This window comes from Streptomyces cyaneus (assembly GCF_004028635.1).
Classification (GTDB): Bacteria; Actinomycetota; Actinomycetes; order Streptomycetales; family Streptomycetaceae; genus Streptomyces; species Streptomyces cyaneus.
In genome coordinates this window covers 55,917-79,932 of record NZ_RQJW01000008.1, presented here as the reverse complement: position 1 = coordinate 79,932, position 24,016 = coordinate 55,917, and the positions used below count along the sequence as shown (strand labels likewise).

21 protein-coding genes and 3 pseudogenes are annotated in these 24,016 nt (G+C 67.8%); 10 read left to right on the top strand and 14 right to left on the bottom strand.

The features are described from left to right. The first annotated feature begins 21 nt into the window (after positions 1 to 21). Both EHO50_RS28630 and EHO50_RS46250 read left to right on the top strand, forming a co-directional pair. Positions 22 to 2,133: a SpoIIE family protein phosphatase gene (locus EHO50_RS28630; protein ID WP_128434109.1), complete on the top strand. Its 2,112-nt coding sequence runs from the start codon at positions 22 to 24 to the stop codon at positions 2,131 to 2,133. Continuing rightward, positions 2,114 to 2,461, top strand: coding sequence for an Rv1352/Rv1906c domain-containing protein (locus tag EHO50_RS46250; protein WP_484422070.1), 348 nt, complete (start codon positions 2,114 to 2,116; stop codon positions 2,459 to 2,461). The genes EHO50_RS28630 and EHO50_RS46250 overlap by 20 nt, the downstream gene beginning before the upstream one ends. A 117-nt stretch (positions 2,462 to 2,578) precedes the next feature. Here EHO50_RS46250 and EHO50_RS28625 read toward each other — a convergent pair whose 3' ends face one another. Together EHO50_RS28625 and EHO50_RS28620 are read right to left on the bottom strand one after the other, a co-directional pair. Next, a complete protein-coding gene (locus EHO50_RS28625) occupies positions 2,579 to 2,740 on the bottom strand; it encodes a hypothetical protein (RefSeq protein ID WP_425472276.1) in 162 nt (53 codons plus the stop codon). A gap of 493 nt (positions 2,741 to 3,233) precedes the next feature. After that, positions 3,234 to 3,443 carry a hypothetical protein gene (locus tag EHO50_RS28620; RefSeq protein ID WP_128434108.1) on the bottom strand — a complete coding sequence of 70 codons (210 nt, stop codon included), beginning with the start codon at positions 3,441 to 3,443 and terminating at the stop codon, positions 3,234 to 3,236. A gap of 906 nt (positions 3,444 to 4,349) precedes the next feature. Between EHO50_RS28620 and EHO50_RS28615 the strand changes: the two genes are divergently transcribed. Both EHO50_RS28615 and EHO50_RS28610 read left to right on the top strand, forming a co-directional pair. Beyond that, positions 4,350 to 5,237 carry a thermonuclease family protein gene (locus EHO50_RS28615; RefSeq protein WP_246101522.1) on the top strand — a complete coding sequence of 296 codons (888 nt, stop codon included), beginning with the start codon at positions 4,350 to 4,352 and terminating at the stop codon, positions 5,235 to 5,237. A 22-nt stretch (positions 5,238 to 5,259) separates the two neighbouring features. Next, complete coding sequence (locus EHO50_RS28610; RefSeq protein WP_128434107.1) at positions 5,260 to 6,342, top strand: DUF4236 domain-containing protein; 1,083 nt, start codon at positions 5,260 to 5,262, stop codon at positions 6,340 to 6,342. 202 nt (positions 6,343 to 6,544) lie between these two features. Here the strand turns inward: EHO50_RS28610 and EHO50_RS28605 are convergent. Further along, positions 6,545 to 7,066 (bottom strand): annotated as a pseudogene (locus EHO50_RS28605) (integrase core domain-containing protein); the annotation flags it as partial. Between the two features lie 2 nt (positions 7,067 to 7,068). Next, on the bottom strand, positions 7,069 to 7,473 hold the full coding sequence (locus EHO50_RS28600; RefSeq protein ID WP_128434106.1) for a hypothetical protein: 405 nt from the start codon (positions 7,471 to 7,473) through the stop codon (positions 7,069 to 7,071). 572 nt (positions 7,474 to 8,045) lie between these two features. On the opposite strand from EHO50_RS28600, the gene EHO50_RS28595 reads away from it, so the two are divergent. Beyond that, on the top strand, positions 8,046 to 8,642 hold the full coding sequence (locus tag EHO50_RS28595) for a DM13 domain-containing protein (protein WP_128434105.1): 597 nt from the start codon (positions 8,046 to 8,048) through the stop codon (positions 8,640 to 8,642). A gap of 29 nt (positions 8,643 to 8,671) precedes the next feature. Here EHO50_RS28595 and EHO50_RS28590 read toward each other — a convergent pair whose 3' ends face one another. Both EHO50_RS28590 and EHO50_RS44185 read right to left on the bottom strand, forming a co-directional pair. Further along, positions 8,672 to 9,313, bottom strand: coding sequence for a peroxiredoxin-like family protein (locus EHO50_RS28590; protein ID WP_128434104.1), 642 nt, complete (start codon positions 9,311 to 9,313; stop codon positions 8,672 to 8,674). A gap of 144 nt (positions 9,314 to 9,457) precedes the next feature. Then, entirely contained in the window at positions 9,458 to 9,604 is a 147-nt protein-coding gene (locus EHO50_RS44185) for a hypothetical protein (protein WP_164904971.1), read from the bottom strand. A gap of 166 nt (positions 9,605 to 9,770) precedes the next feature. Between EHO50_RS44185 and EHO50_RS28585 the strand changes: the two genes are divergently transcribed. Next, positions 9,771 to 10,370, top strand: coding sequence for a TetR/AcrR family transcriptional regulator (locus EHO50_RS28585; RefSeq protein ID WP_128434103.1), 600 nt, complete (start codon positions 9,771 to 9,773; stop codon positions 10,368 to 10,370). Between the two features lie 19 nt (positions 10,371 to 10,389). On the opposite strand, the gene mctP is transcribed toward EHO50_RS28585, so the two are convergent. The 5 genes from mctP to EHO50_RS28560 all read right to left on the bottom strand — a co-directional run bounded on the left by mctP (position 10,390) and on the right by EHO50_RS28560 (position 17,618). Beyond that, positions 10,390 to 12,012 carry a monocarboxylate uptake permease MctP gene (mctP, locus tag EHO50_RS28580; protein WP_128434102.1) on the bottom strand — a complete coding sequence of 541 codons (1,623 nt, stop codon included), beginning with the start codon at positions 12,010 to 12,012 and terminating at the stop codon, positions 10,390 to 10,392. An 89-nt stretch (positions 12,013 to 12,101) separates the two neighbouring features. Continuing rightward, positions 12,102 to 13,460: a cation:proton antiporter gene (locus EHO50_RS28575; protein ID WP_164904970.1), complete on the bottom strand. Its 1,359-nt coding sequence runs from the start codon at positions 13,458 to 13,460 to the stop codon at positions 12,102 to 12,104. Between the two features lie 17 nt (positions 13,461 to 13,477). After that, the gene (locus tag EHO50_RS28570) at positions 13,478 to 15,130 is read right to left on the bottom strand and encodes a histidine phosphatase family protein (protein ID WP_128434100.1); all 1,653 of its coding nucleotides are present in this window, start codon (positions 15,128 to 15,130) and stop codon (positions 13,478 to 13,480) included. Beyond that, positions 15,130 to 17,178 carry an FAD/NAD(P)-binding protein gene (locus EHO50_RS28565; RefSeq protein WP_128434099.1) on the bottom strand — a complete coding sequence of 683 codons (2,049 nt, stop codon included), beginning with the start codon at positions 17,176 to 17,178 and terminating at the stop codon, positions 15,130 to 15,132. The genes EHO50_RS28570 and EHO50_RS28565 overlap by 1 nt, the downstream gene beginning before the upstream one ends. Before the next feature lie 29 nt (positions 17,179 to 17,207). Beyond that, positions 17,208 to 17,618, bottom strand: coding sequence for an OsmC family protein (locus EHO50_RS28560; RefSeq protein WP_128434098.1), 411 nt, complete (start codon positions 17,616 to 17,618; stop codon positions 17,208 to 17,210). Between the two features lie 294 nt (positions 17,619 to 17,912). Here EHO50_RS28560 and EHO50_RS28555 point away from each other — a divergent pair, with 294 nt between their 5' ends. Together EHO50_RS28555 and EHO50_RS28550 are read left to right on the top strand one after the other, a co-directional pair. Continuing rightward, on the top strand, positions 17,913 to 19,370 hold the full coding sequence (locus EHO50_RS28555) for an NB-ARC domain-containing protein (RefSeq protein WP_164904969.1): 1,458 nt from the start codon (positions 17,913 to 17,915) through the stop codon (positions 19,368 to 19,370). 48 nt (positions 19,371 to 19,418) lie between these two features. Then, positions 19,419 to 20,108, top strand: coding sequence for a haloacid dehalogenase type II (locus tag EHO50_RS28550; RefSeq protein ID WP_128434096.1), 690 nt, complete (start codon positions 19,419 to 19,421; stop codon positions 20,106 to 20,108). 848 nt (positions 20,109 to 20,956) lie between these two features. Here the strand turns inward: EHO50_RS28550 and EHO50_RS45295 are convergent. Then, positions 20,957 to 21,160, bottom strand: a complete 204-nt coding sequence (locus EHO50_RS45295; RefSeq protein WP_246101586.1) for a hypothetical protein — start codon at positions 21,158 to 21,160, stop codon at positions 20,957 to 20,959. 43 nt (positions 21,161 to 21,203) lie between these two features. Continuing rightward, positions 21,204 to 21,269, bottom strand: a pseudogene (locus tag EHO50_RS45290) (hypothetical protein); the annotation flags it as partial. 63 nt (positions 21,270 to 21,332) lie between these two features. Here EHO50_RS45290 and EHO50_RS45285 point away from each other — a divergent pair. Together EHO50_RS45285 and EHO50_RS28540 are read left to right on the top strand one after the other, a co-directional pair. Beyond that, complete coding sequence (locus EHO50_RS45285) at positions 21,333 to 21,731, top strand: hypothetical protein (RefSeq protein ID WP_246101584.1); 399 nt, start codon at positions 21,333 to 21,335, stop codon at positions 21,729 to 21,731. Positions 21,732 to 22,067: 336 nt separating this feature from the next. Continuing rightward, the gene (locus tag EHO50_RS28540; RefSeq protein ID WP_128434095.1) at positions 22,068 to 22,439 is read left to right on the top strand and encodes a hypothetical protein; all 372 of its coding nucleotides are present in this window, start codon (positions 22,068 to 22,070) and stop codon (positions 22,437 to 22,439) included. A 141-nt stretch (positions 22,440 to 22,580) separates the two neighbouring features. Here the strand turns inward: EHO50_RS28540 and EHO50_RS28535 are convergent. Continuing rightward, a pseudogene (locus EHO50_RS28535) lies at positions 22,581 to 23,818 on the bottom strand (IS256 family transposase). Positions 23,819 to 24,016: the final 198 nt, after the last annotated feature.

Below are 24,016 nucleotides of genomic sequence, written 5' to 3'. Positions count from 1 at the left end.
CCGGCGAGAGGAGTGCTGGCGATGAGCGATGAACGGCCCCCCGCGGACCTCGGCCGGGCGGACGACCGCCGGCCGGAGGACGAGCCGTCGCAGCCGAGCGGGTTGATGGATCTACTCGGCGTTGCGGCGGTGCTGCTGGACGCGGAGGGACGGGTGGTCCTGTGGAGCCCGCAGGCCGAGGAGCTGTACGGCTACACCGCTGAGGAGGCCCTCGGGCAGTACGGCGCACAGCTGCTCGTCCACGAAGAGCACTGGGACTGGGTGATCAAGACGTTCGCCGACGTCATGGCGACCGGCCAGAGGTGGGCCGGCACGTTCCCCATCCGGTGCAAGGACGGCACCACACGGCTGGTGGAGCTGCGCAACATGCGGCTGCTGAACGACAGCGGCGACTTCTTCGCCCTGGGGCTGGGCACCGACTCCTCCACGCTGCGCGAGCTGGAGCGGGATGTCGCCCTGTCCAGCCGGCTGATTGCCCAGTCCCCGATCGGGATCGCCTTCCTCGACACCGATCTGCGGTACGTGGCCGTCAACCCCGCTCTGGAGCGGATGCACGGCATTCCCGCGAGGGAGCACCTCGGCCGCCGCTACCGCGAGATCATGAAGGCCACGAAGTTCGAGGTGCCCGAGGCCGCGATGCGGCAGGTCCTCACGACCGGGATACCCCTGGTCGACCAGTCCACCATCGTCGGCCGCACCCCAGCGGACCCGGGACACCAGCACGCCTGGTCGATTTCGTTGTACCGGCTGGAGGACCCCCAGGGCCGCGTTCTCGGGGTGGCCGACATCGTGGTGAAGGTCACCGAGCGGTACCAGGCGGCCCTGGAGGCCACCGAGACGCGGCGCCGCCTGGCCCTGATCGCCGACGGCTCCGCCCGCATCGGCACCACCCTGGAGATCGACCAGACCGCCCGGGAACTGGCCGACGTCACCGTTCCCGACTTCGCCGACCTGGTCGCCGTCGACGTACTCGACTCCGTCCTCGACCAGCACCGCCCCGCCACCAGAGACAGCCCGACGCTCTTCCGTGCTCTCGCGGTGAAGGCCGCCTACCCCACCGACGCCGTTCACGCCGCCGATCCGCCCGGCCACATCACCGCCTACGACGCCGACCGCTTCGCCACCCGGTGTGTGCGCACCGGGCGGCCCGTCCTGATCCGCCACGCCGACGGCAACGACCTGACGCGCATCGCCCGCGACGAGCACGCCGCTACGCTGCTGGCCCGCGCCGGAGTGCACTCCTACATGGCGGTTCCGCTCATCGCACGCGGCACCGTCCTCGGCTTCCTGGGGCTGAGCCGCGCCCGCGATCCGCGGCCTTTCGACGAGGACGACCTCGCCATCGCGACCGAACTGGCCTTCCGCGCCGCGGTGTGCATCGACAACGCCCGCACGCATCAGAGCGTGCGCAACGCCGCCGAGACCCTGCAGCGCAGCCTTCTCCCCGAGCACCCGCCCCGCCTGCCCGGCCTGCAGGTCGCCACCCGCTACCTGCCCGCACAGGCCGCCTACGAGATCGGCGGCGACTGGTACGACGTCCTCGCACTCGGCAGTGACAAGACCGCGCTTGTCGTGGGCGACGTCATGGGCAGCGGCATCGACGCCGCCGCCACCATGGGCCGCCTGCGCACGGCCACCACTGCCTTCGCCCGCCTGGACCTCGACCCCGCCCAGGTCCTGGAGCACCTCGACGCGATCACCTCCGGGCTGGAGCAGTACATCGCCACCTGCATCTACGCCGCCTACGATCCCCACCGCGGCGAGTGCCACATCGCCAACGCAGGCCACCTGCCCCCCGTCCTCATCCGCCACGGCAGGCACCCCCAATTGCTCGAGCTGCCTACCGGCACTCCCCTCGGCGTCGGCGGTATCCCCTTCGAAACCACCACCGTGCGCTTCGCTGCCGGCGACCGGTTGGTCCTGTACACCGACGGACTGGTCGAGACCCGCCACCAGCCCATCGACGAACGCCTCGATGCCCTCCTCCGCCTCCTCGACGCACCCGACTCCCCGCTGGAAGAAATCTGCGACCGACTCCTTCACGGCCTACGGAACCCCGACAACCACGACGATGTCGCCCTGCTGATCGCCCGCGCCCTGCGCAGCACGCCGCATCGCGAAGACCACCACTGAAAAAGGCACCGAGACAGCACTGAGACTGCGACTCCCAGCCTCGGGAGACCGAAGCCGAAGGCCCAACCTGAGAATTCCTGGCGACGGCGTGCTCGACGTCGGCGAGGACATGGAGCCAGGCACGTACAAGACGGCAGAGCCGGCCGAAGCGGCGTTCGAGAACTGCTACTGGGCGCGCAGCAAGGACGTCTCCGGAGAGGTCGATGCGCAGCGCATGGCACAGCCCGTACACCACTCCGGATTGCCTGGTAGATCCACTAGGAGTTCCGGTACCTGTGCCCGCTGGGCACCCGACCACCACGCGCTCCGTACACGTCGGCCGACGTAAGTCTGGCGTGCAGGGGCAGACCGGTCACGGGGGCGAACCAGCCTGCCCCTGCACGTTGGAACCCGCTGCCCCCTCCACAGAGGGCGGGCCCCTCAACCCTCGTGATCGGGTCGCTCCCTACAGCGCACCACGCATCTGATGTGTCACACGTGACCGCTGTCCGCGCAGACAGCCGAGCAGTCCGGGATGCACGATCCGGTACGCGACCGCGAAGGCAGCCTCGTCACCTTCCAGGGCCCGAGCGACGGCCGCGCCCAATTCCCCGTCATACGCCTGCATGCGACGGGTTCCACCGTATGCCCAAGCAGTCCTCGTTCGTCGCGAGCGCGTAGCGGGCCTTGACGAACCCGCACCGTAGGGCAGACGGGCTGTCCCCCCGACGCCCCCACGGCCTGCAGCGCAGACCTCACAGAAGTGTCCCAACCCTCAGACGCCACTCCCCCAACGGAACGTCACGGTTCATCGAGCGCGTCTTCGCTCGCATGGTCTCTCGTCCGATCTTGCCCTGCCACTGGGGACTTGACGGCCGGCCAGTGCCACTCCGTGTCGCGTTCTCATGCAGTCGGGCACTGAATCGCCCGGTCACGTACCGCGGGGCGGCTGGACCCATCGCTCGACGATGGGGGAACGAGCAACCGAAGCTCCTGGCAGCGGCGTGATCTTGGTCAACAGCCCGATGCCGCCAGGAGCTTCACCTTCCGTACCGCCTACATCCGCCAACACCCAGCCGTCAGGTTGGCAGGGCATCACCGACTCGCGGTCGGACTGCAGGTCAGAGGGAGGCGCTGACGCCGACGTGGTTGTGCTGGCCGGCGGCGCCCAGCACCTCGTTCTTGACCGCGTCGAGCTGCGCCAGCACATCAGCGCTGCTGACCGCCGTGGGGCCGGCGACGAGGCTGGCGTGCGGGTTCAGGCCGCCGGAGACGCTGTCGAGCGCGGCGTCGGAGATCTCAACGGTCTGAACCTGGGGAGCGGAGTTCATGATGAAACTTCCCTTCGTATGGATGATCCACAAGGGGGGCGGCCCCGCTGGGGACAGATAGCGGGCCTCGGCCGCAGGTGCACGCGACACCCGTTTCCGGAGACCTTCGCGCGGCTCCCGCGGTGCAGAGGATCAAAGCACGGGGCACACCGGGCGACCAATCAACCGGAGCACGCATCCAGGAAGTTGAACGAACAGGCTACTCATTCGTGCAGACCCGCACACGACTTGCGGGCAGCTTCTCTACATGCCACGCGGCACCGGGACCGAGCCGGTGCCGCGACTACGTTTTCGAACGGGATACTCCGCACCAACAGGGCATCATGCGGCAGGCGCTCATGCGGGTCCCTGGCGCACTGTGACGCGATTACGCATTCGATGTGCAGATTCGCTGAAGCCGGAATACCACGCCACCTCGGCCACTGACCGTCGTAGATCGATTGCAGAACGTATCCCCGGCTGGGGCGGCGTACGAGGAAAGAATCGGTTCCCAGGGCCTTCCCCAGCGGGGAGACCACGGCCGCAACAGGAACCTCGCCGTGCGTGTCCACGCCCAGGACGACCTCGCCCCGAATGGGAGCACCACCGCGGGCACGGGGCCGCAGCAGCGGCACCAGGAGGACGTGCTTGAGCGCGTAATAGAACACGGCGGGCACCCCACTTCCCAATCACGTGTGGCTGGCCCGCGCGGCCCTCACCGGCGCCCCCTCTAGCCTGCCTGGCCTGCACCGTGATGCGGGGGGCGAGGCTCAGTGGCGTGGTCGCGTAATTCCGAAACTTCTTGGTTCACGTCTCCCGACAGGCGCCGGGGTCCCTTGCAAGAAATGCCTTTACCTATCCCCTTGTATGTGAATTTTCCCGAGTCTACGGTTAGTGATACTTATGCTTTTTCATTAGGACACTGTCATGCCGCAGGACCCACAGGCGCCTCAGCGGGGCGAACCGGACTCATCTGCCCCGAAGAAGATGCGCCGCCTCACCAAGATCCTGCTGGGGATCGCCGCGACGCTCATTCTCATCATCATTGCCGCAGCACTCGGGTCCTCCGGCGGAGACGGCGGAGGCGCCAAACCGCCGCCAGCCAGCGAGGTCCCCGAAGAGACGTCTCCGCCGAACGAACCAGCCCCTCAGGGGGGAGGGGCGGAAGGGGAGGAGAGCGAGATCGCGCCCCCGAGCGAGACTCCTCCAGCCACCAAGAGTCGGAGCGTCGCGGGCCATGTGGTCGAGCGCATCGTCGACGGTGACACCATCGAAGTCCGCGGCGACGGCGGAATCCTCCCCAAGGGCCAGACCGCGACAGTCCGCCTCCTGGAAATCGACGCCCCGGAGGTGGGCACCTGCTACAGCGATGAATCGTCCGCCCGTATCGCGGTACTACTGCCCGTGGGCTCCAGCGTGCGCATCGAACGCGACAAGGACCTCAAAGACCAGTACGACCGCTATCTGCTGTACGTGTGGAACGACCAAGAGGAGTTTGTGAACCACTCCCTGGTGAGCACAGGGCATGCCGAGGCGGTTCTCTACCGGCCCAATGACAAGTACTGGCAGACGATCTCCCAGGCCGGCAGCGACGCCAAGGACACTGGGGCAGGGCTGTGGTCCGCCTGCGGCAAGGAGGCAGAGACTCCGGCGCCCCCCGCCACTCCGGAGCCGACCGCTCCGGAGGACGCCTATCTTCCAGCGCCGCCGCCCGACCTGGACTGCTCCGACCTGGACGGACCTGTCCCGGTCGGACCCGGCGACCCCCACCGTCTCGACCGCGACGGTGACGGCATCGGCTGCGAGAGCAACTAATTGGACGCCGGAAAGGTGAACCATGGGCCTTTCCATCAAGATCGCGCCTGGACTCCGTGTGAGCGCCTCCTCCCGTGGAATCTGCACCAGCATGGGGCCGCGGGCGGCTCGTCTGCACGTCGGCGCAGGCAGGGCAGGCTTTTCCACCGGCGCTGGACCCATCACCTACGGCACCAGCCTCGGGGGCCGGTCACGTAGCCGCGCACCCCGCACATCTCTGACCGCACTGGAGCGCCAGGCACGGGCCGCGGAGAAGGCCGCCCGATACGAAGCGGTGGGGCGGGTCGAGCAGGCACTCGTCTCCGCGCACCGGGAGGAATTCACACCCGCTGCTGCTCCAGTGCTGCCGGAACCAACGCCGGTCGATCCGAAAGACCTGCGCAGCATGCTGCGCAGACAGGCGCTCGAACAGATTCCGCGGTGGAAGATGCGAAACCGATCCACTGCGCGCAAGCAGGCCGACAAGCGGTTCCCCACAGCACTCCGAGAGGAGACGGCACGCCGAGCCGACGAGCGCACAGCGGCCCAAGCGGCCGCCGAAGCGGAATGGGCCCGACTGACCAGCGGCGACCCGGTCACCGTCATCGCGGCCCTGGAAGCCGCCTTTGAGGACAACGTCTCCCCAGCGGCACCCATCGACAGCACCGGTACCGCGGCAACGGTGGTCGTCGCCTTCCCGCCACCGGCGATGGTGCCGGAGCGCAAGCAGGCGACCACCCCATCCGGTAAGCCGACCCTGCACAAACGCACGAAAGCAGAGCGGAACAGCCTGTATGTACGCGCGCTGGCCTCCACCGTCCTGGCAACCGTCAAGGAGACTCTGGCAGCGGCGCCCAGCGTCAAGGAAGTGACAATCCTGGTCGTCCGGCAGGACCCCGACACCCACAAACCGGAGGACTACCTCGCCGCGATCTACGCCGGACGGTTCACTCGAGAGCGGCTGGCCACCCTCAACTGGAACCAGGTGGATCCTGTCGCCGAACTGCTCCTCGCGCCCGGTGCGATGCTTTATCGGCGAGGACAAGGCGGCGACGTGCTCCCGCTTGATCTCGCCGCTGAACCGGAGCTCGCTGCGGTCATCGCACAACTACGCGCCGGCTTGTAGACGTTCCGTGCACTCGGGCGCTGCGAACCGCGCCTGTGCGACAACGCCTCATTGTCAGCTCGAGGGCGGTCAGGAGCACCAGGACCAGCATGATGGCGGCGAGGATGCCGTGGGCGACGACCACGGGCACGGGCAGGTGCCGTTCAGTGCGCGCTGCCTCGTCTGCGGCAGCCGTGCCGACGGTACACAGGGAACCAGTGCGCTAGATGTATTGACCCGGAGCGTTGTTCACGCGGCTGGGGTGGCTGGCCGCCGAGTGCGGTGTGGCAGCGATGGTGGTTGTAGGCGTGGAGGAAGTCTGCCAGGGCGGCGGAGCGTTCAGTGCTGCTGGTTAGGGCTGCAGGTAGGCCCTATTCGTCGAGCAGGGTGCGGTAGAAGCGTTCGACCTTGCCATTGGTCTGGGGCCGGTAGATGCGGGTCAGTTAGCCGGTGGCGCCGATCTCGGCGAGGGCTTGCTTCCAGGCCAGGGCCTTGCGGTAGGCCCAGGCGTTGTCGGTCAGCACGCGTTCGATGCGGGTGATGCCGTGAGCCTGGAAGAACACGGCTGAGCGGGTGAGGAAGTCGGCGCAGGTGGCGACTTCCTCGTAGCGGTGGATCTCGCTGTAGCCAAGCGGGAGTGGTCGTCGACGGCGGAGTGAATGTAGTCGAAGCCCATCCCACCGCGGGTGGCCCGGCCGGCTTGGCGGCCCAGGGTCTTGTGGCCGCCGTCGTCCGAGCAGTGGCCGGTCAGTGCCTTCGCGGGCGGGCGCCTCGGCGCCGCCGAGCAGCGTAGGCAGCTCCCGCAGCGAGGGAGGTGCAGGCCAGGGCTGCGCCCAGAGCCCATTCGTAGTCGGCGGGGCCGGTGCTGCCGCCGATGCCGCCCTGGACGCCGCGGCTGGGGAGAGGGGTGGCTGCTGTCGTGCTGGTGGTGCTTCTGCGGGGCAGGACCTCGCAGGCGATGCCGTCGTCCGGCCCCTGGTCCTCGTCCAGCCGGTGGGGGTCGCTGCGGTCTCGGTTCAGCTCTGCCTGGGCGTCTTCCTGGAAGGCGAAGTCGCGGCAGTCCAGATCGGGTTGGGCATGTGCCAGGCCGGCCAAGGGGCCGGTGGCGAGGGCAACCGCCACTGCGGCGGTGAACGCGGTGCGTATCCGCATGGGTCATTCCTTTCGACCGGTGGCCTGCACGATCGTCACCGCGACCCTATGGAGGTGCCCCAGGCCCCGCGCCTGCTGTTAGGCCGAACGGGCACGGATCGGCGTGTGCCCGGGACGGAGCACGGGGCGGCCACCATCGGGCGGTCGATCGGGGGCGGTGCTGTACTGAGAAGGCAGAATCTTTCCGCCCTGGGAGGGCGCCATGTGCCCCTCGCCTCCCCCTGATCCGCACGCCTGGCGTCGCCGGTCACAGCACACGCGCCCAGGGCGCCCCAGGCGCCTGAAACACCCTGGATCACTGCGGTCCTGATCCTGGTCGGCCTCCTGCTGGCCTCGGGGTCTCGGAACGCTCCTGGAAGAGCGCATCTGCCGGATGCTGTCGCGGCCATTGGCCTTGGTCAGGCCCATGCTCTGGGGCACTCGGATTCGTCCCTCCCGGCCCCAGCGTGCCGCAAGCATGCGGCTGATGGCCTGGTCGGCGAAGCCGGCTGCGTGAAGGTAGGACCACGACGTAAGTGTTCCGTAATCAGCTGCCGGCGTCGGGAGCGCCGTTCGTTCCGTTCAATCGGGCGATGACGGATGGCTCTCAGGAGGAGGGACAGGATGGGCGGGTGCGGACCGTGCTGGTCAAGCCGTGGGGGATCGGGGTGCTGGTGCTGGCCGTTGCGGGGGTCGGCTTCGGGCTGTACTGGTTCCAGCCCTGGAAGCTGTGGCAGGACGAGACGGTCCAGGAGGCACTGCCCGAAACCGTGAACGCTTCGAAGGAACCTGCTCAGGCGCCTCCCGGTGAGCCCTCCGCGTCGGCCCCGACCGGACCCGTGACGCTGGCGAGCGGTGACCTCATCAGTCATGCGCATGCGACGGCGGGCACGGTCAGGCTCGTGCGGCTGGCCGACGGCTCCCATGTCGTGCGGTTGGAGGACCTCGACACCAGCAATGGGCCGGATCTGCGCGTGTGGCTGACGGACGCGCCGGTGAAGGATGGCCGGGCCGGCTGGGGGGTCTTCGACGACGGCGAGTACGTCAGCCTCGGCAAGCTGAAGGGCAACAAGGGCAGCCAGAACTACGTCGTGCCCAAAGACGTCGATCCGGCCCGGTTCAGCAGTGTCAGCATCTGGTGCGACCGGTTCAACGTCTCCTTCGGCGCTGCCGAACTCGCCCGTGCCTGACAGCACTGATGCTGGTCAGGCTGCCTGCTTCAGGCCAGCGCGTCGACGATGTCGGCCGGTTCGGCACGGGTGGTGTAGTCGGTGTTGACGAAGGCCCAGCGGATCACGCCGTCGCGGTCGATGACGTACGTGGCGGGCAGCGGCAGGGTGCGCGGGTGGCCGTCGTTGACGCGCTGGAGGTCGAAGCCGAGCTTGTCGTAGACGGCGGCGAGGTCGTCGGGGAGGTCGAAGGCGAGGCCGTACTGTTTGGCGGTGTCGGAGCCGATGTCGCTGAGGACGTCGAAGGCGAGGTCGTGCTTCTCGGTCAGGGTGAGGGACTCGTCGGGGATCTGCGGGGAGACGGCCACCAGGCGGGCGCCGCGAGCGGTGATGGCCTCGTGGTGCTGCTGGAGGGAGCGCAGGGCGATGTTGCAGTACGGGCACCAGGCGCCGCGGTAGAAGGTCAGGACGACCGGGCCGTCGGCGAGCAGGGCGTCCAGCGTCAAGGTCTGCCCGGTCGCGGAGGGGAGGCTGAAGCGTGGGGCCTTGTCGCCCACGGTCAAGGCTCGGTCGGACTGACCGGAGTCGGCGAGTTCCTGGCCGGCCCGCCGCATGATTTCCCGGATCTCGGCGGGGATCTGCTGCTGACGTGCTTCGTAGAAGGTGCGAAGTTCAGTGTTGAGGGTGGTCATGGTGCTCGTTCCTCCGGTTGGCGACTGGAGCGGGACCGGCCACGACGAAGCGTCCGAGCGGTACCCGCGAACAAATCTTGAAACGGTCGTTCCAAGATAAGGGTATGCGTAGTCCCGCGCCAGCCGTGCGGAGGTGTCGATGTGTCAGAGGCTGGTGAAGGGGCGATGGTCGGCCAGGGCGAGAGCCCGGATGAAAGCGCCGAGGTGGACCACACGGCGGGCGACGAGGCGGCGGAGGCGGGGTGATTGCGACCCGTACGCGGCCGTCCAGAGGGCTGGTATGCGATTCATGGGGGCATGGTCGCGGCGCGCGGGCACCCACCGGGCGGATCGTGGACGAAGCTGGACGCCTTCGCGCTGGGGGGCGACCTGCCCCGCTCTGTATCTGTCAGCACCTTTGCGGCGTGCTGAACGGGGAGTATCTTGGAATCCCTATTTCAAGATGGCGGGGTGAAACATGCCGGACATCAAGCACTTCGATCCGGATGCCACCTTGGAGACCGTGGTGCGGCTGTTCTGGCGGCAGGGCGTGGCCTCGACCGGGATCCAGGACGTGGTGACCGCGACCGGGCTCAACCGTTCCAGCCTGTACGCCACGTTCGGCGGCAAGCAGGAGCTCTACCTCGCCGCGCTGCGCCGTTACATGGAGCAGCGGTCCCAGCCGATGTTCCGGCGCCTGGCCGAGGACCAGCGGGGCCTGCCCGCGATCTCCGAGTTCTTCGGCGGCCTGATCGAGGCGCGTTGCTCGGGTGAGTACGCCCGCTGGGGCTGCATGGTCTCCAACGCGCACGCCGGGGCTGAGAACAGCGATCCTGAGGTACGGGCTGTCCTGGACCAGCACCACCGAGGGCTGCGCGAGGCACTGTATGCCGCCCTCGTCACCGCTGACCGCGAGGGGCAGCTCGCCCCCGGCGCCGACCCCGGAGCTTCCGCGGATCTGCTGGCGCTGCTCGCCTATGGCGTCAACCTGCGCTCCCGTGCCGGTGGGGATGCCGCGACGCTGGACAAGACGGTGACCGCCGCCCTGGACTCGATCGGCGTCCGGGCGGCGGCATAGACGTGCGCGGGGCTGGCTCTCAACTGGGGTTGGGGGCAGGTGAAGTGCCCGGACGGAGGGTGGGCGCCGCCTTCGCTTCCGCTTCTGCCGCATCCGCCGTGTAGTCCCCGGGGGACGTGACGTCGATGCCCTCGGGGGCCTTGGCTGCCTTCAGGACGAAGGTGAGGACGACCGTCACAACCACATTCAGGAGGAATGCCGTGAGGCCGATGTAGCCGATCTCACCGATGCCCGGGATCTCCTTCGCCGAGCCGCCGAAGTGCTTCTGCGTCGGCGAGGCGACGCCGTACGCGGCGACAGTGCCGTAGATCATGCCGACCCCCCAGCCGGCCAGCAGGGCCCAGCGGTGGAACCAGCGGGTGAACAGGCCGCCGACCAGGGCCGGGAAGGTCTGCAGGATCCAGATGCCGCCCAGCAGCTGGAAGTTGATCGCCACCGTCTTGTCCATCGTCAGGACGAAGACCAGCGCACCGACCTTCACCAGCAGCGAGACCAGCTTGGAGACCTTCGTCTCCTGGGCAGGCGTGGCGTCCGGCCTGATGAAGTCCTTGTAGATGTTGCGGGTGAAGAGATTGGCCGCCGCGATGGACATGATGGCCGCGGGGACCAGCGCGCCGATGCCGATCGCCGCGAAGGCCACGCCCGCGAACCAGTCCGGGAACATCGTCTCGAACAGCTGTGGGATCGCCAGCTGACCGTTGGTGACCTTGATTCCGGCAGCGATCGCCATGAAGCCCAGCAACGCCAGCAGGCCGAGCATCAGGGTGTAGAGGGGCATCACCGTCGTACTGCGCCGGATCACCTCACGGCTGCGGGACGACAGCGTCGCCGTGATCGAGTGCGGGTACATGAACATGGCCATGGCGGAGCCCAACGCCAGTGTGGCGTAAGTCCATTGGCCCTCCGCAGCCGGGAGCAGTCCGCCCACACCGGCGTCCGTGTACTTCTTGTCCGCCGCGGCGAAGATCTCGTCGAACCCGCCCAGCTTGATCGGGATGTAGATAATCGCGACGACGATGACGACATAGATCAGCGTGTCCTTCACGAAGGCGATCATGGCGGGAGCGCGCAGCCCCGAGGAGTAGGTGTACGCCGCCAGCACGCCGAACGCGAGCAGCAGCGGCAGGTCCTTGACGAACCAGTTCGTGTTCTCGCCGCCACCGACGCCCATCACGTCCAACACTGCCTGGATGCCGACGAGTTGGAGCGCGATGTACGGCATGGTCGCCAGGATGCCCGTGAAGGCCACGGCGAGCGACAGGCCCTTCGAGCCGAACCGGCCGCGGACGAAGTCCGCTGTGGTGACGTACCCGTGGCGGTGGCACACCGACCACAGCCTGGGGAGGAACGTGAAGATCAGCGGGTAGACGAGGATCGTGTACGGGACCGCGAAGAAGCCGGCCGCGCCCGCCGCGTAGATCGCCGCCGGGACCGCCACGAACGTATAGGCCGTGTAGACGTCGCCGCCGAGCAGGAACCAGGTGATCCAGGTGCCGAACGACCGGCCGCCCAGGCCCCATTCGTCGAGGCTGTGCTCGTTGTCGGCCTTGCGCCAGCGCGAGGCGAGGAAGCCCATGACCGTGACGGCCAGGAAGAAGAAGATGAAGACGGCGAGTGCGACGCCGTTCACGCTGTTGGGCATGGCTGCTCCCGTGCGGGGAAACGAAGGATTTCAAGCGGGTGATGACGTGAGGGCCGGCCGGGCGCCTACGCGTCCGGCCGGCCGGTGGGTCAGGCGTGTACGGGCTCTGCCTCGGCCGGGGTTGGTCCGGAGGCCGCCTCGGGCTGTGGTGCCGGTGGGGACATCCGCTGTTCGAGCCGCTCGGGCAGTGCCCAGCGGTACAGGGGTACGGCGCCGGCGGTGGTGATGACCGCGACCAGTACCAGCATGGAGAAGACGTCCTTGCTGATCATTCCCTGGGCGAGGCCGATGTTGATAAAGATGAGGATCATCAGGCCGCGGGCGTTCATCAGGCCGCCGACCGCCCAGGACTCGCGCCAGGAGAATCCGACACCGCGCATGGCGAGGGCGCAGCCCGCGTACTTGCCGACGAAGCCCGCCGCCAGGATCAGCAGGAACGGGCCGATCATGGCCCATCCGGTGACGCCGCCGAGCTCGGTGTTGAGGCCGGAGAAGGCGAAGAAGATCGGCAGAAGGAGGACGCAGACGACGTCCATCATGCGGTTGTGCAGGGCCGCGCGGAAGGCGGGGTTGCGCGGCATGGCGAGTCCGGCGATGAAGCCGCCGAAGACGGAGTAGATGCCGATGTAGTCAGTGAACAGTCCCGACAACAGGACGATGCCCAGGACGATGTACATCTGGTCGAAACCGAAGTGGCCGGTGCGTTCGACCTTGGCGCCCATCGGGCGCAGCATCCGGGCCACGACGGTCAGCATGACCAGTGCGAACAGGGCGGTGAAGCCGATCATGCGCAGGACCTGCATGGGTCCGCCCCCGGAGTGCATGGCCGACAGCACGGCGAGGAAGCACCAGGCCGCCGCGTCGTCGATGGAGGCGCCCAGGAGGGTCATCCGGCCGAGCGGGGTGTTCTCCAGCCGGCGCTCATAGAGGATGCGGGCCAGCATCGGGAAGGCAGTGATCGACAGGGCGCCGCCCATGAAGAGGGCGAACTCGAAGGACGTCACGTCGGGGCGGGAGAGCCGGTCGTAGAGGAGGTAGCCGGCGCCGGCGCCGAGCAGCAGGGAGGGGATGATGCCGGATATGGCCAGGACGGCGGCGTTCTTGGTGTCCTTCCCGCCGGTGCCGCCACCATGGTCGAGGCCGGCGCCGACCAGGAACATGAAGACGGTCAGGCCGATGGTGCTCAGGACGTAGAGGATCGGCTTCACATCGGCGGTGAAGATCGCCTTCTGCGCCTCGGGGAACAGGGCGCCGAACAGGGTGGGGCCGAGCAGCACGCCGGCGACCATCTCTCCCAGCACCCGCGGCTGCTTCACCAGGAGGGCGAGGCGTCCGCAGAGGGCCGAGGCGACCAGGATGACCACGATCGCGGGCAGGACGTGCAGGACGAGTTCGAGATTCTTGTCGGTGGTAGCGGCCAGATAGGCCGTGGGGTGCGTGGGATGCACATCGACTCCCCTGGTCATCAGGAACGGGCGGGAACGGAGGGCTCGCGCGGGTCCTCGGTGGCCGGACGGCCGTGCACGGGACGGTGCGCGGGAAGTCCGAGGACGGCCGGCCAGCGCGCGTCGTCGGGGGCGACGACGAGGAAGCGGGCGTACCAGCTGTCGAAGAACGACAGGACGAACATCGGCAGCAGCGTCCAGATCGCCACCTGCTCCAGCGGCCCGTTGCCGGTGAGCGCGGCGATGATGACCACCACGAACACGTTCGGGTAGGTCATCGCGGTGTAGTCGTCGAGCGTCTGGACGTGGCGGCGCCGCTTGAGCAGGGCGGCGATCAGTCGCAGGCCGACAGCGATGCCTACGGCAGTCGGCGCGTACGTGGAGAAGCCGTCCAGGTCGAGCTTGAGGCAGACGAGCACGATGAACGCGGTGAGCAGCAGCACGGCCACGTATCCGTTGCGTTCGCCGTACTTGGCCGTACGGATGGGAGAGCGCTCCCGCAGGCGTTTGACCAGGACGTAGGCCGCCGTGACAACACCGGTCGAGGTGGCGGCGCTGATGGCGACGGCCGGTGCTACGTCCTCGTGCAGGGTCAGGGCGAGGACGGCCGAGAACGACAGCGTCGCCGCCAGTGAGGAGAGCAGGACCTGCGCGAACGTCGGCATGATCATGCCGCCGAGGCAGCGGCTGACCGTCATCGCCACCACGGAACTGGGGGTCGCGAGGAACACCGCAGCGATCGCCGCCGTACTCGAACTGCCCACGTCCCACCAGTGCACCAGTGCCGCGAAGGCGATCGGCAGGGCGAGGTAGCGGAGGGCAACGGACCGAAGGGTGCCGCGGTCGGTCACGAACGCTCGCGCGTTCTCCAGTTCGATGCGGCACATGGTGATGACGCTGGCCAGCACCAGGAGCAGGAGCAGCACGTACGGCGAGGTCGAGAGCCGCAGCCCCGCGACATTGGCGAGGAGACCCGCCGCCAGTCCCCCGCAGAAGACCACGGGATGGTTGACGACCATCCAGTCGTAGACCATGTTCATGGTCTTGTTCTCGTTCTTCACATAGCTGTGGATCCGATCGCCCTGCAGCATCTGGGAGTTGGGCAGGCGCAGGTCGTACGACTCGTCGGCCGGACGGGCCAGGATGAACCGACAGATCAGCTCGACGACGTACTTGTGGGAGACCACGCAGACCACCTCGCCGCGCCGCAGAGCGGGCAACAGCTCCTCCTCGTAGAAGGCGTAGACGCGGTCGTTGAACTGCTGGAAGGTCTCGCCACCGTGCATGGTCGGGCTGTCGGCGTTCATCGCCCGCTCGTACTCGGCGATGCCGTGGCGGCGCTGGAGGATGGACTTGCTCTCCAGCGTGTAGCTGCCGAAGTCGCGTTCCATCAGGCGCTCGTCGACCACGACCTCGGGGGTGTCCGTGCCAGGGTGATCGATGCCGAAGACGGTGTCGGCGGTCTCGTAGGCGCGGGTCAGCGGGGAGACGTAGACGCGGTCGAAGTGCTGGTCGCGGTGGCCCTTGGCGACCTTCTCGGCCTGGATCCGGCCGAGGAAGGTCAGGGGGGCGTCGCGCTGACCGGCGATGCGGTGGACGGAATTGCAGGTCGATTCGCCGTGCCGGACCATGAACAGGCGGCTGAGCAGCTCCTGCTCGTCGTGGCCTGCCATCACATGGCCTTCTTCGGGGCGTGCTCGACCTGGTCGCCGTACTGGGAGTCCCAGCCCGCCAGCTTGGTGATGTCGCACAGGTTGTGGACCGCGTGCTTCTCCACGAGCGTCGCCAGCAGGGAAACGGTCCGCCGGGCCTGCTGCGTGGTGAGGTCGAACTCGCGGGCCAGGGCGGCGCCGAAGTCCGCCAGGTCGTCATCCAGGATGCCGCGGTACTTGCGGCGCTCGGTGCGGTCCTGGGCCTGCAGGTAGTTGACGGCGTTGGGGTAGGCGCTCTCGCGGGCGTAGCTCTGCAGGCGCTCCCCCAGGCGGGTGGCCTGCGGCTCCTCGGCGGTGAGGTCGGCGGCGATCCAGTCGCTGCTGCGGATCAGGCAGTGGTGGATGCCGTCGGGGATGTCCATCTGCTCCTCGTCGCTCGCGGACTTCAGGCGGCGCAGCACCTCCATCGCCGTGTCGAAGCACTGATTGCGCAGGGTGCCGATGCTGAACACGAACGCGCCGAGCCGGCCCCGGCGGGTGGTCTCGTCGCCCTGGCGCATCGGGCCGACACTGAACAGGCCCGGTGCCGCCTCGCCGTCTGCGGCGATGAGTTGTCCGTGCGGGCCGACCTCGATGCCCCGGTGGGTCTTGGTCTGCGGTCGTGCGTATCCGTGGCCGTTGACCAGGCCGTTCCACAGAGGGTGGTCGGTGTGCTCGTAGTCGGTCTTGTTGCCCAGGCAGTTGACGACGCGGTCGACGACGATGTCCGGCTGGTCGGCGAAGACCACCCGGATCTTCGTGCCGTCCTCGACAAGGCGCATGTCCTGGATGCCGGCGGACAGGACGTCGACGGTCTTCGGCGCGCCGTTGAATCCGCGCATCCGGCTGCGTACGACTCCGCCGATCTCCCGCACGGTGCTGGTGCGGTTGGTGACGATCAGGCTCTTGTACCGGTCGAGCAGCATGCGCACGTCGCGGGCTTCCATGCGGGAGATCAGCTCGATGACGTACGGCTCCCACGCCTTCATGACGCGCTCGGGGAAGACGGCGTCGAGCGCGCTGCCCGGCTCCACGCCCTGCTCGTCCCGCAAGTGCGCGTACTCCGCCTTGATCCCCTCGACCACCGACTCGGGAGTGAGCTCCTCCGCGTCGAGGAACGGCGGTCGGCGGGACTGCCAGATGTCGTGCTCGTGGTCGACGGGGTAGGTGCCGTGCATGTGGCCGCCCCGCGAGCAGATCTGGATCTGCCCCCGGTGGCCGGCGTTCACGAGGGAGATCACCGTGTCGAAGGCCGACAGCGCGGAGCCCGTGACGAGGACGGTCTCCTCGGGGCCGACCTCCTGGAACCGCTCCTGAGCTCCGGGGGCGTAGGGGTCGGCGATGAAACGGTCGGAGTCCTTGATGCGGTGGTAGAAGGGCGCCTGGACCGGCGAGAGGTGACCGGTCGCGAGGATCACCTGGTCCGACGGCAGCTCGTGCACACTGCCCTGTTCCCCGGCGTCGGCGTACTTGACGACATAGCCGCCGCCCTCGCCGCGTACGTCGATGACCTCACCGGTCAGCTCCCGCAGCGTCACCTCGGCGTGGGCGTCGGCGACCGCGCCGCGCAGCCGCTCGGCCAGATACTGCCGGAAGATCCGCCGCGGTACGACGCAGGCCACGCCGAAGTTGTGGTACTGCCACTTCTGCGGCCACTCAGAGCGGTCCGCCTCCTCGTTGGCCCACTCCAGGAAGTCCTCCGGGCGCTCGCGGCGCAGGGTGATGCGGCCGGCCTGGATGTTGAGCATGTGCTCCCAGTTGGTGGACGCCCAGCCGAAGGCGATACCGCCGTAGCGGTAGCCCTCCTCCCGCTCTATCAGGCATATCTCCAGGGCTGTATCGGCGAAGTGGAGCAGCCGGATGGCGGTGAGCGTGCCGGAGAACCCGGCGCCGACGATCGTGACGCGCCGGGTGACGGGAGCCGCACCGCCCATGGAGCCCTGCTGCATGCTGCTCGCGTGCATCACCATGTCCGTCATGCCGCGGTCCTGGCTGTGGCTGTCCCGCATCGTGCTGTGCTGCGTTTCCACGGTCTTGTCTCCTTCAGTGGGGGGAAGAGTCAGCGCCACTCGTGGGTGAAGCGGACTGTCACGGCGTCACGGATCGAGTTGTGGACGATGCAGCCCCGCTCGGCCTTGAGCAGGGGTTTGGAGATCAGGTCCTGGAGGACGGTCGGCGCCGACACCTGCACGGTGATCTCGGAGAAGCGGGTCGGCGCGCTCACGAGGGTTCCGTCGACCTGGAAGCTGATCTCAGAGGTGTCGGCCTCCGAGTCCTCGGCCTTCAGGGCCGCGAGGAAGGTGCTTACGTAGCAACCGCCGAGAGCCAGAAGCAGCAGCTCACCGCCCATGGGGCCGGCGTCGGTCCCCTCCTTCTCCGTGGGCCGGTCGATGGTGACCGTGTGGTCTCTGGCCTGGCCCACGACGACGCTGCCGCCGACCGGGCGTAGGGACACGGCGATTTCGGGCATGGCGATGCACGGACTCCTGTCCTGGAACGGGGCACGCGGGGCTTGGCGGGACTTCCCGGGGTGCCGGTGAGCGGGAACCGGCCTCAGCATCAGGACGGAATACGGGCTTCCGGACGGATCGTGGATGATCCTGGATGCGCTCCGTGGCCGAAGCTCAACAGATGGAAACCAGTTGACAGGTACAGCCCCATGACGGCTAACTTGAAACGACCGTTCCAAGTTGATCGTGGCCCAGGTGTCCCATGGGGGAGGATGTTCGTGCCGCAGGTGCTGGATCCGGGAAAAGCCCGCACAATGAACGAATTCATCGCGGAACTGAGACTGCTGAAAGCGTGGGCGGGCAACCCGTCGATCACCGAGATCACACGGCGCATCCACCGGGACTGGCAGCGGGTTGGACGCCCGCGCGGCGAGTGGCCGGCCCGCTCGACCGTGGGCAACTGCTTCCAGGTCGGCCGCCGCCGCCCCAACGCCGACCTGCTACTGGCCGTGGTGCAGGCCCTCGTCGGCGCCGACGAAGCCATCCTCTCCGTGTGGCGGCAGTCGCTTCGGGCCGTGCTCGGCGAGGCCGAGGCCGCCGCACGGGTCAGCGCCTACGACCGGCTGCCCGCAGGGCTCTCCGTGTTCGTCGGCAGGACTGACCTGGTGGCCCAGGCGGAGTTCTTACTCGCCCGCGACCAGGACGTCACGACACTGGTGCTGGAGGGCATGCCGGGGGTGGGCAAGACGTCACTGGCCCTGCACATCGCTCACCGGCTGCTCGCCGAGGAACGCACCGGCGTGCCCGTCCTGTTCGCAAACCTCCGCGGCTCCGCCCCGCAGGGCCCGCCCGCCGACCCGGCAGCCGTACTCGAGACCTTCCTTCGCCTGCTCGGCGCCACCGGCGACCGCATCCCGTACGACCTCGACGCACGCGCCGCCCTCTACCGGCAACTGCTGGCGGGAACCGGCGCGCTGGTCGTCCTGGACGACGCGGCGGACGCGGAACAGCTACGTCGCCTGCTGCCCGGCACCCGAGGATGCCGCACTGTGATCACCAGCCGGCGCGCCCTTTCCGGCCTCGGTGACCCCGCCCGTCTGCCGGTGCGGCCGCTCGACCCGGACGACTCTGTCGAATTGCTGCGGGCGACAGCGGGAGCCGACCGCATCATCCCGGACATCACGGCCGTCCACGAGATCGCGGGCCTGCTGGGCCACCTCCCGCTGGCACTGTCGGTCATCGGCCGCCACATGCGGGACCACCCTGCCTGGGTGCTCGGCGACTACTACCGCGAGCCCCTGATCACCCTGGCCCTGGAGGACGGCGTACGGACCGCACTGGCCGGTTCCGACGCGAGCTTGCCGACGGGCGCGCGACGGCTACTGCGCCTGCTGGCCGTCCAGCCGCTGCAGGAGACCGACGCCGCCACGGCCGCCGCGCTCCTGGGCGAACCGCCCTCTGCGGCCGAGCATCACCTCGCCGCCCTGGCGGCAGCACACCTGATAGAGCGCACCGCGCCCGGCCGCTTCCGGCTCCACCCCCTCGTCCACGCCTACGCGGAGGAACGTATCTGCATCGACGAACCGGCTACCCGCATACGACAAGCCCTGGGCCGCCTGCTGGAACATGGCCGCAGCCGCGATGCCGCCATACAACTGGAGACCCGGACGCTCCGCGGATTCCGTCTGCCCATGCCCCGGCAGCACTCCGAAGCCGACGGAGGAACCAGGCTGCCGCAGCACTTGCGCGCAGGGCGGGTACTCGCAGCCTGATGGGCTCCCATCCGGCATCGGGCGTTCGGACACCAAGAGGAGGAGAGCATGCCAGCCGACCGGCCCCAGGTCCTCGTCTTCGACGTCAACGAGACGCTCAGCGACCTCACGCCGCTGCGCGCCCGCTTCGAGGACATCGGTGCCCCGGGGCATCTGCTGGCGACCTGGTTCGCCGGGGTACTGCGCGACGGATTCGCGCTGACGGCAGCCGGCGGGTACGCGGACTTCACGTCCATTGCCCACGACGGACTTCAGGCGATGCTCTCCAGGCTGACGGGCTGGGCCGGAGATGGAGAAGCGGCAGCCCGGCACATTCTCGATGGCTTCGCCCACCTGGATGTACACCCCGATGTGCCGGACGGCGTAGTGAAGTTGAGCGAGGCGGGGTATCGCCTGACGGCGATGACCAACGGCAGCGTCGCTATGACCGAGAGGCTACTGGACAAGGCCGGAGTGCTGCACCGCTTCGAGGCTCTGTCGGACGTGAGCGGCCCACGCTGCTGGAAACCCGCGCCGGCCGCCTACCACTACGCCGTCGAGCGGGTCGGCGTACGGCCCGACCAGGCACTGATGGTCGCCGCGCACCCCTGGGACATCGACGGAGCCCAGCGAGCGGGACTGGACGGTACGTGGCTGCGGCGCGGAGCATCGGTGTACCCGCGGGCGATGACTCCACCCAATCACGCAGCGGAGGACCTACAGGAGCTTGCAGACACCCTGGCCGCCGCACGTCCATGACGTACTCATGTGCCCTCGCGGGACTCACGGCCCGTGATCTGAGTTCCAGGGCTGCGCGACCACCGGCTCCGAGAAGAAACAGCCCTTGAGGAAAACCCGCGCGCCCTGAACCAGCGTGTGATCGTCCTAAGTGAGGGATAGAGCGCGCGCAGGCGTGACGCACTGCTCAACATGCCTCCCCCTGCGGCTAATTCGTGGCCTGGACAGGAGTCCATGTGTGCCGAGAATTCGCCCTACCCTCGGGTGTCTTTCCCGCTCAATGCGGCTGGTTGCCCCTCTTGACCGTTCTTCGGCCTCACGTCGTGACCAGGCTGGCGCCGTACACCGCCGATGCGGACGGCTAAACCTCGGCCTCGGAAGTACCCCTCCAGCATCGACCCTCGCCGTTGGGGAAACGGCCGACTCTCCGCACCATCGATGGTCCCTGCAGGCCGAGCAGAAGAACCAGGCCATCCACGAGGGCCTTCGCACCCTGCTCAGGGAGCAGGTCATCGCGGTTCTACGGCCACACCCGGTGCCACGGTCGCAAGGAATGCGTAGCAGACCGCTGTACGCGACCGGACCCTCGGCCGGGCTAGCTCGCGGGGGTCCCGCAGCGCGCCTTCTGTCACTTCCCTGTCACGAGCCCCATGGACGCTCACGCGTCGCAGGGTTCTGACCTGGACTTACGCCCCCGTTATGGATCAACTGGACGCCCGTGGACGGTTTCTACGACATGTGCCATGTGGTACCCAAGGAGGGACCCAAGATCAGGACGGGAGCCTCTTCTGGCCCGTCAAAGCGGTATTGCAGGGTGTTCGACGGTGTCTCACTCACCCGCCTGAGCCTCTCATCTGTCACGACAGCCCCTACGAGCGGGGTCCTGGCTGCAGCTGTTTGACCAGGTGGAAGACCTCCCGGGCCGCATAGCCTTTGAGGCAACGGACGATTTCGCGCCGCGTCTTGCCCTCCTTGATCCGGCGCTCGTAGTAGCCCTGAGTGCGCGGGTCGACCCGCAGACGAGTGAATACGATGCGGTGAAGCGCGGCGTTGGCCTGACGGGTCGCCACCACGGTTGAGACGACGGAACTGCCGGCGTCCCGAGGAACGCTCGACAGGACTGACCCCGCACAGCGCAGCGAAGGACGCCTCACTGTCCAGGCGTTCCGGATTGTCCCCCACCGTGATCAGCAAAGTGACGGCCGTGTCCGGACCGACCCCCACCACGTCCAGCAGCTGCGGGGCATGACATTCCAGGAGCCGGGCCAGACGAGCGTCCACATCCCGGATCTGCTCGGAGAGCTGTCCGATCCGGTGAGCCAGCAGACCCAGCGTGACCCGAGTGGCCTGCAGCACCCCCGCTTCACCGCCCTCTTCCTGACTGCTCGCGTCGGTGAACCGCGCACAGGTGCGGAAGAGTTCGGCATCGCCCAGTCCGGCCAGTTCTTCCCGCAAGGCGGGGTCAGCAGTAATGAGGACGGACTTGAGCTGGTTGATGGCCTGGGTGCGGGCTTTGACGGCCGACGCCTTCGTGAGTTTGTACATTCCCGCGATCTGCACCGGCCCGTCACCCGCTTTGCCCCTGGCGCGGGCCCGGCCGCTCAATACGGCTCGCGCCGCGTTCTGGGCATCGAGCGGATCTGATTTGCCGCGCTGACGGCGATCTGCCCGGTCCATCCGATCGTGTCCCTTGTCGTGGTGTAAGCGATCTACGAGTGGGAGTGCGCGGGTATCTGCCCGGGGCGCGCTTCAGCTGGTGAGCGCCACTCTCTGATCCTGGGACGGGCCACCACCTAACTCCCGTTGTTGACAGTGCAGTTCACTCACGCGGAGAGGACGCGATGGCCCTGCCCCGCTCGAAGAACTGGCCGGTAACCCTGAAACGTTGCAGGTTCCCTATCGGGGCACCTCTCGTCATGGTGGGTGGTGCTGATGCATGCACAAAGGGGGATTGGGATGAGGAAGTCACGAGGACTGGCTGTGCTGACCGCTACCGCAGCACTGGTGGCCGGCGGAATCGTCAGCAGCGGCGAGGCGCAGGCAGTGACCTGCTACGACGGGGCAACACCCTTTACCAAGTTGGACCACGAGCGGAACTTTCCGCCCGATAATCGCGCCTGGATCACGGCTACGAGCCGCTGCTCAGACCTCAACATCAAGGTCACGAACTCTGGCGCGTACGTGAAGTGGTGTTGGCAAACCGGCTATGCCCAGTGGGACTGCGCCGACACGTGGAAGTGGGCGCCGAAGAACACCTGGAAGGTTCTGGCCACGAACGTCAAGGACGGAACGAACATGAAGATCCAGTTCAAGGACATCGACGGCGTCTACAAGGGATACCTCGCCAAGTGACGACCTCTGGGTGACTGCACAAGAGTAGGGCCTCCTGGTGGCTTGGGGTTGCGACACCCCTAGAGCACCGGGAGGCCCTCGCGACTGTCGGTGTGCGAATGCTTCGCGCCGGATGGCGCCCCCGTCTCGTGGTGTAGGCGATCAACCAGCGGGATTGTCCGAGGCCCTGGGTAGTGCGGCGGCGCTTTCGGGGAGTTCGGGGTAGAGCTCGTCCATGCTGCCCTCGGGCAGGTAGCGGCGGGGGAAGGCGATCCATTCGTCGTGCATCTCGAAGAGCACGGCGGTCACCAGTCGTTCCAGGGCGGGTGGGTTGGGGAAGACCTGGACGACGTCGGTGCGGCGTTTGATCTCCCGGTTGATCCGCTCCAGAGGGTTGGTGGACTGGATCTTCTTCCAGTGCCTCGGCGGGAAGTCCGCGAACGCGGTCAGGTCCTCCTTCGCCTCCAGCAGCATCGCTTTGACCTTGGGAAACTGGGTGCCGAGCATGTCGGCGACAGTGTCCAGTTGGGTGCGCACGAGCTCCGCGGTGGGCTGGGTGAAGATGGTGCGGATCGTCGCGGCGACCATCTCGCCGGAGTCCCGGTCGATCACGTTGAAAACGTTCCGCAGGAAATGAACCCTGCACCGCTGCCAGGCGGCGCCGAGCATGACCTTGCGGACCGCGGCGACCAGGCCGGAGTGCTGGTCGGTGATGACCAGACGGACCCCGGACAGGCCGCGCTCACGCAGCGAGCGCAGGAATTCCTTCCAGAACGTCTCGCTCTCGCTGTCGCCGACCATCAGTCCGAGAACTTCGCGGTTGCCGTCTTCGGTGATGCCGGTGGCGACCACGACGGCCTGGGAGACGATCTGGTGATTCACCCGCGCCTTGCAGTAGGTCGCGTCCAGGTAGACGTAGGGGAAGCGGACATGATCGAGGGGGCGGGTGCGGAACGCGGTCAGCGGTTCGTCCAGTGCTTCGCAGATCCGCGAGACCTCCGACTTGGAGATCCCGCTGTCCCCGCCCAACGCTTTGACCAGGTCATCGACGCTGCGGGTGGAGACGCCGTGCACGTATGCCTCCATGATGACGGCGTAGAGGGCCTGGTCGATGCGGCGCCGATGCTCCAGCAGTGAGGGGAAGAAGCTGCCGGTGCGGACCTTGGGGATCTCCAGGTCCAGGTCGCCGGCCAGCGTGGTCAGCACCTTGTCCCGGTGCCCGTTGCGTAAGGCGGTCCGCGCGGGGTGTGCTCGTTCCACTCCGCACCGATGTGCGCGGTGGCCTCGGCCTCGATCAGTTCCTGCACCATCCGCTCGGCGATGGCGCGGATGAGCTCGATTCCGTCGGTCGAACGTAGTGACTCAAGCAGGCGTATCAGGTCAGACTGAGACAGGGCCATCGTGTACTCCCACCGCTTGAACTGGCGTTTTAGCACGGAGAGTTACACGGTGGCCCGTCTTGTCGTCAGGGAGCAGCAACCCACATCAGGTGTGCGCCCAGGGCACACGCCCGCGCACTCCCACTCGTAGATCGCCTACACCACGACAAGGGACACGATCCGGCCTCGTTGCCGTACAGCCTCGCGAAGAACGAACGC

What these genes read in the sequence shown, in the direction of transcription:
- EHO50_RS28630 (WP_128434109.1), top strand. Translation starts at nt 22, where the DNA reads ATGAGCGATGAACGGCCCCCCGCGGACCTCGGCCGGGCGGACGACCGC.
- EHO50_RS28625 (WP_425472276.1), bottom strand. Translation starts at nt 2,740, where the DNA reads ATGCAGGCGTATGACGGGGAATTGGGCGCGGCCGTCGCTCGGGCCCTG.
- EHO50_RS28620 (WP_128434108.1), bottom strand. Translation starts at nt 3,443, where the DNA reads ATGAACTCCGCTCCCCAGGTTCAGACCGTTGAGATCTCCGACGCCGCG.
- EHO50_RS28615 (WP_246101522.1), top strand. Translation starts at nt 4,350, where the DNA reads ATGCCGCAGGACCCACAGGCGCCTCAGCGGGGCGAACCGGACTCATCT.
- EHO50_RS28610 (WP_128434107.1), top strand. Translation starts at nt 5,260, where the DNA reads ATGGGCCTTTCCATCAAGATCGCGCCTGGACTCCGTGTGAGCGCCTCC.
- EHO50_RS28600 (WP_128434106.1), bottom strand. Translation starts at nt 7,473, where the DNA reads ATGCGGATACGCACCGCGTTCACCGCCGCAGTGGCGGTTGCCCTCGCC.
- EHO50_RS28595 (WP_128434105.1), top strand. Translation starts at nt 8,046, where the DNA reads ATGACGGATGGCTCTCAGGAGGAGGGACAGGATGGGCGGGTGCGGACC.
- EHO50_RS28590 (WP_128434104.1), bottom strand. Translation starts at nt 9,313, where the DNA reads ATGACCACCCTCAACACTGAACTTCGCACCTTCTACGAAGCACGTCAG.
- EHO50_RS44185 (WP_164904971.1), bottom strand. Translation starts at nt 9,604, where the DNA reads ATGAATCGCATACCAGCCCTCTGGACGGCCGCGTACGGGTCGCAATCA.
- EHO50_RS28585 (WP_128434103.1), top strand. Translation starts at nt 9,771, where the DNA reads ATGCCGGACATCAAGCACTTCGATCCGGATGCCACCTTGGAGACCGTG.
- mctP (WP_128434102.1), bottom strand. Translation starts at nt 12,012, where the DNA reads ATGCCCAACAGCGTGAACGGCGTCGCACTCGCCGTCTTCATCTTCTTC.
- EHO50_RS28570 (WP_128434100.1), bottom strand. Translation starts at nt 15,130, where the DNA reads ATGGCAGGCCACGACGAGCAGGAGCTGCTCAGCCGCCTGTTCATGGTC.
- EHO50_RS28560 (WP_128434098.1), bottom strand. Translation starts at nt 17,618, where the DNA reads ATGCCCGAAATCGCCGTGTCCCTACGCCCGGTCGGCGGCAGCGTCGTC.
- EHO50_RS28555 (WP_164904969.1), top strand. Translation starts at nt 17,913, where the DNA reads ATGAACGAATTCATCGCGGAACTGAGACTGCTGAAAGCGTGGGCGGGC.
- EHO50_RS28550 (WP_128434096.1), top strand. Translation starts at nt 19,419, where the DNA reads ATGCCAGCCGACCGGCCCCAGGTCCTCGTCTTCGACGTCAACGAGACG.
- EHO50_RS45285 (WP_246101584.1), top strand. Translation starts at nt 21,333, where the DNA reads ATGACATTCCAGGAGCCGGGCCAGACGAGCGTCCACATCCCGGATCTG.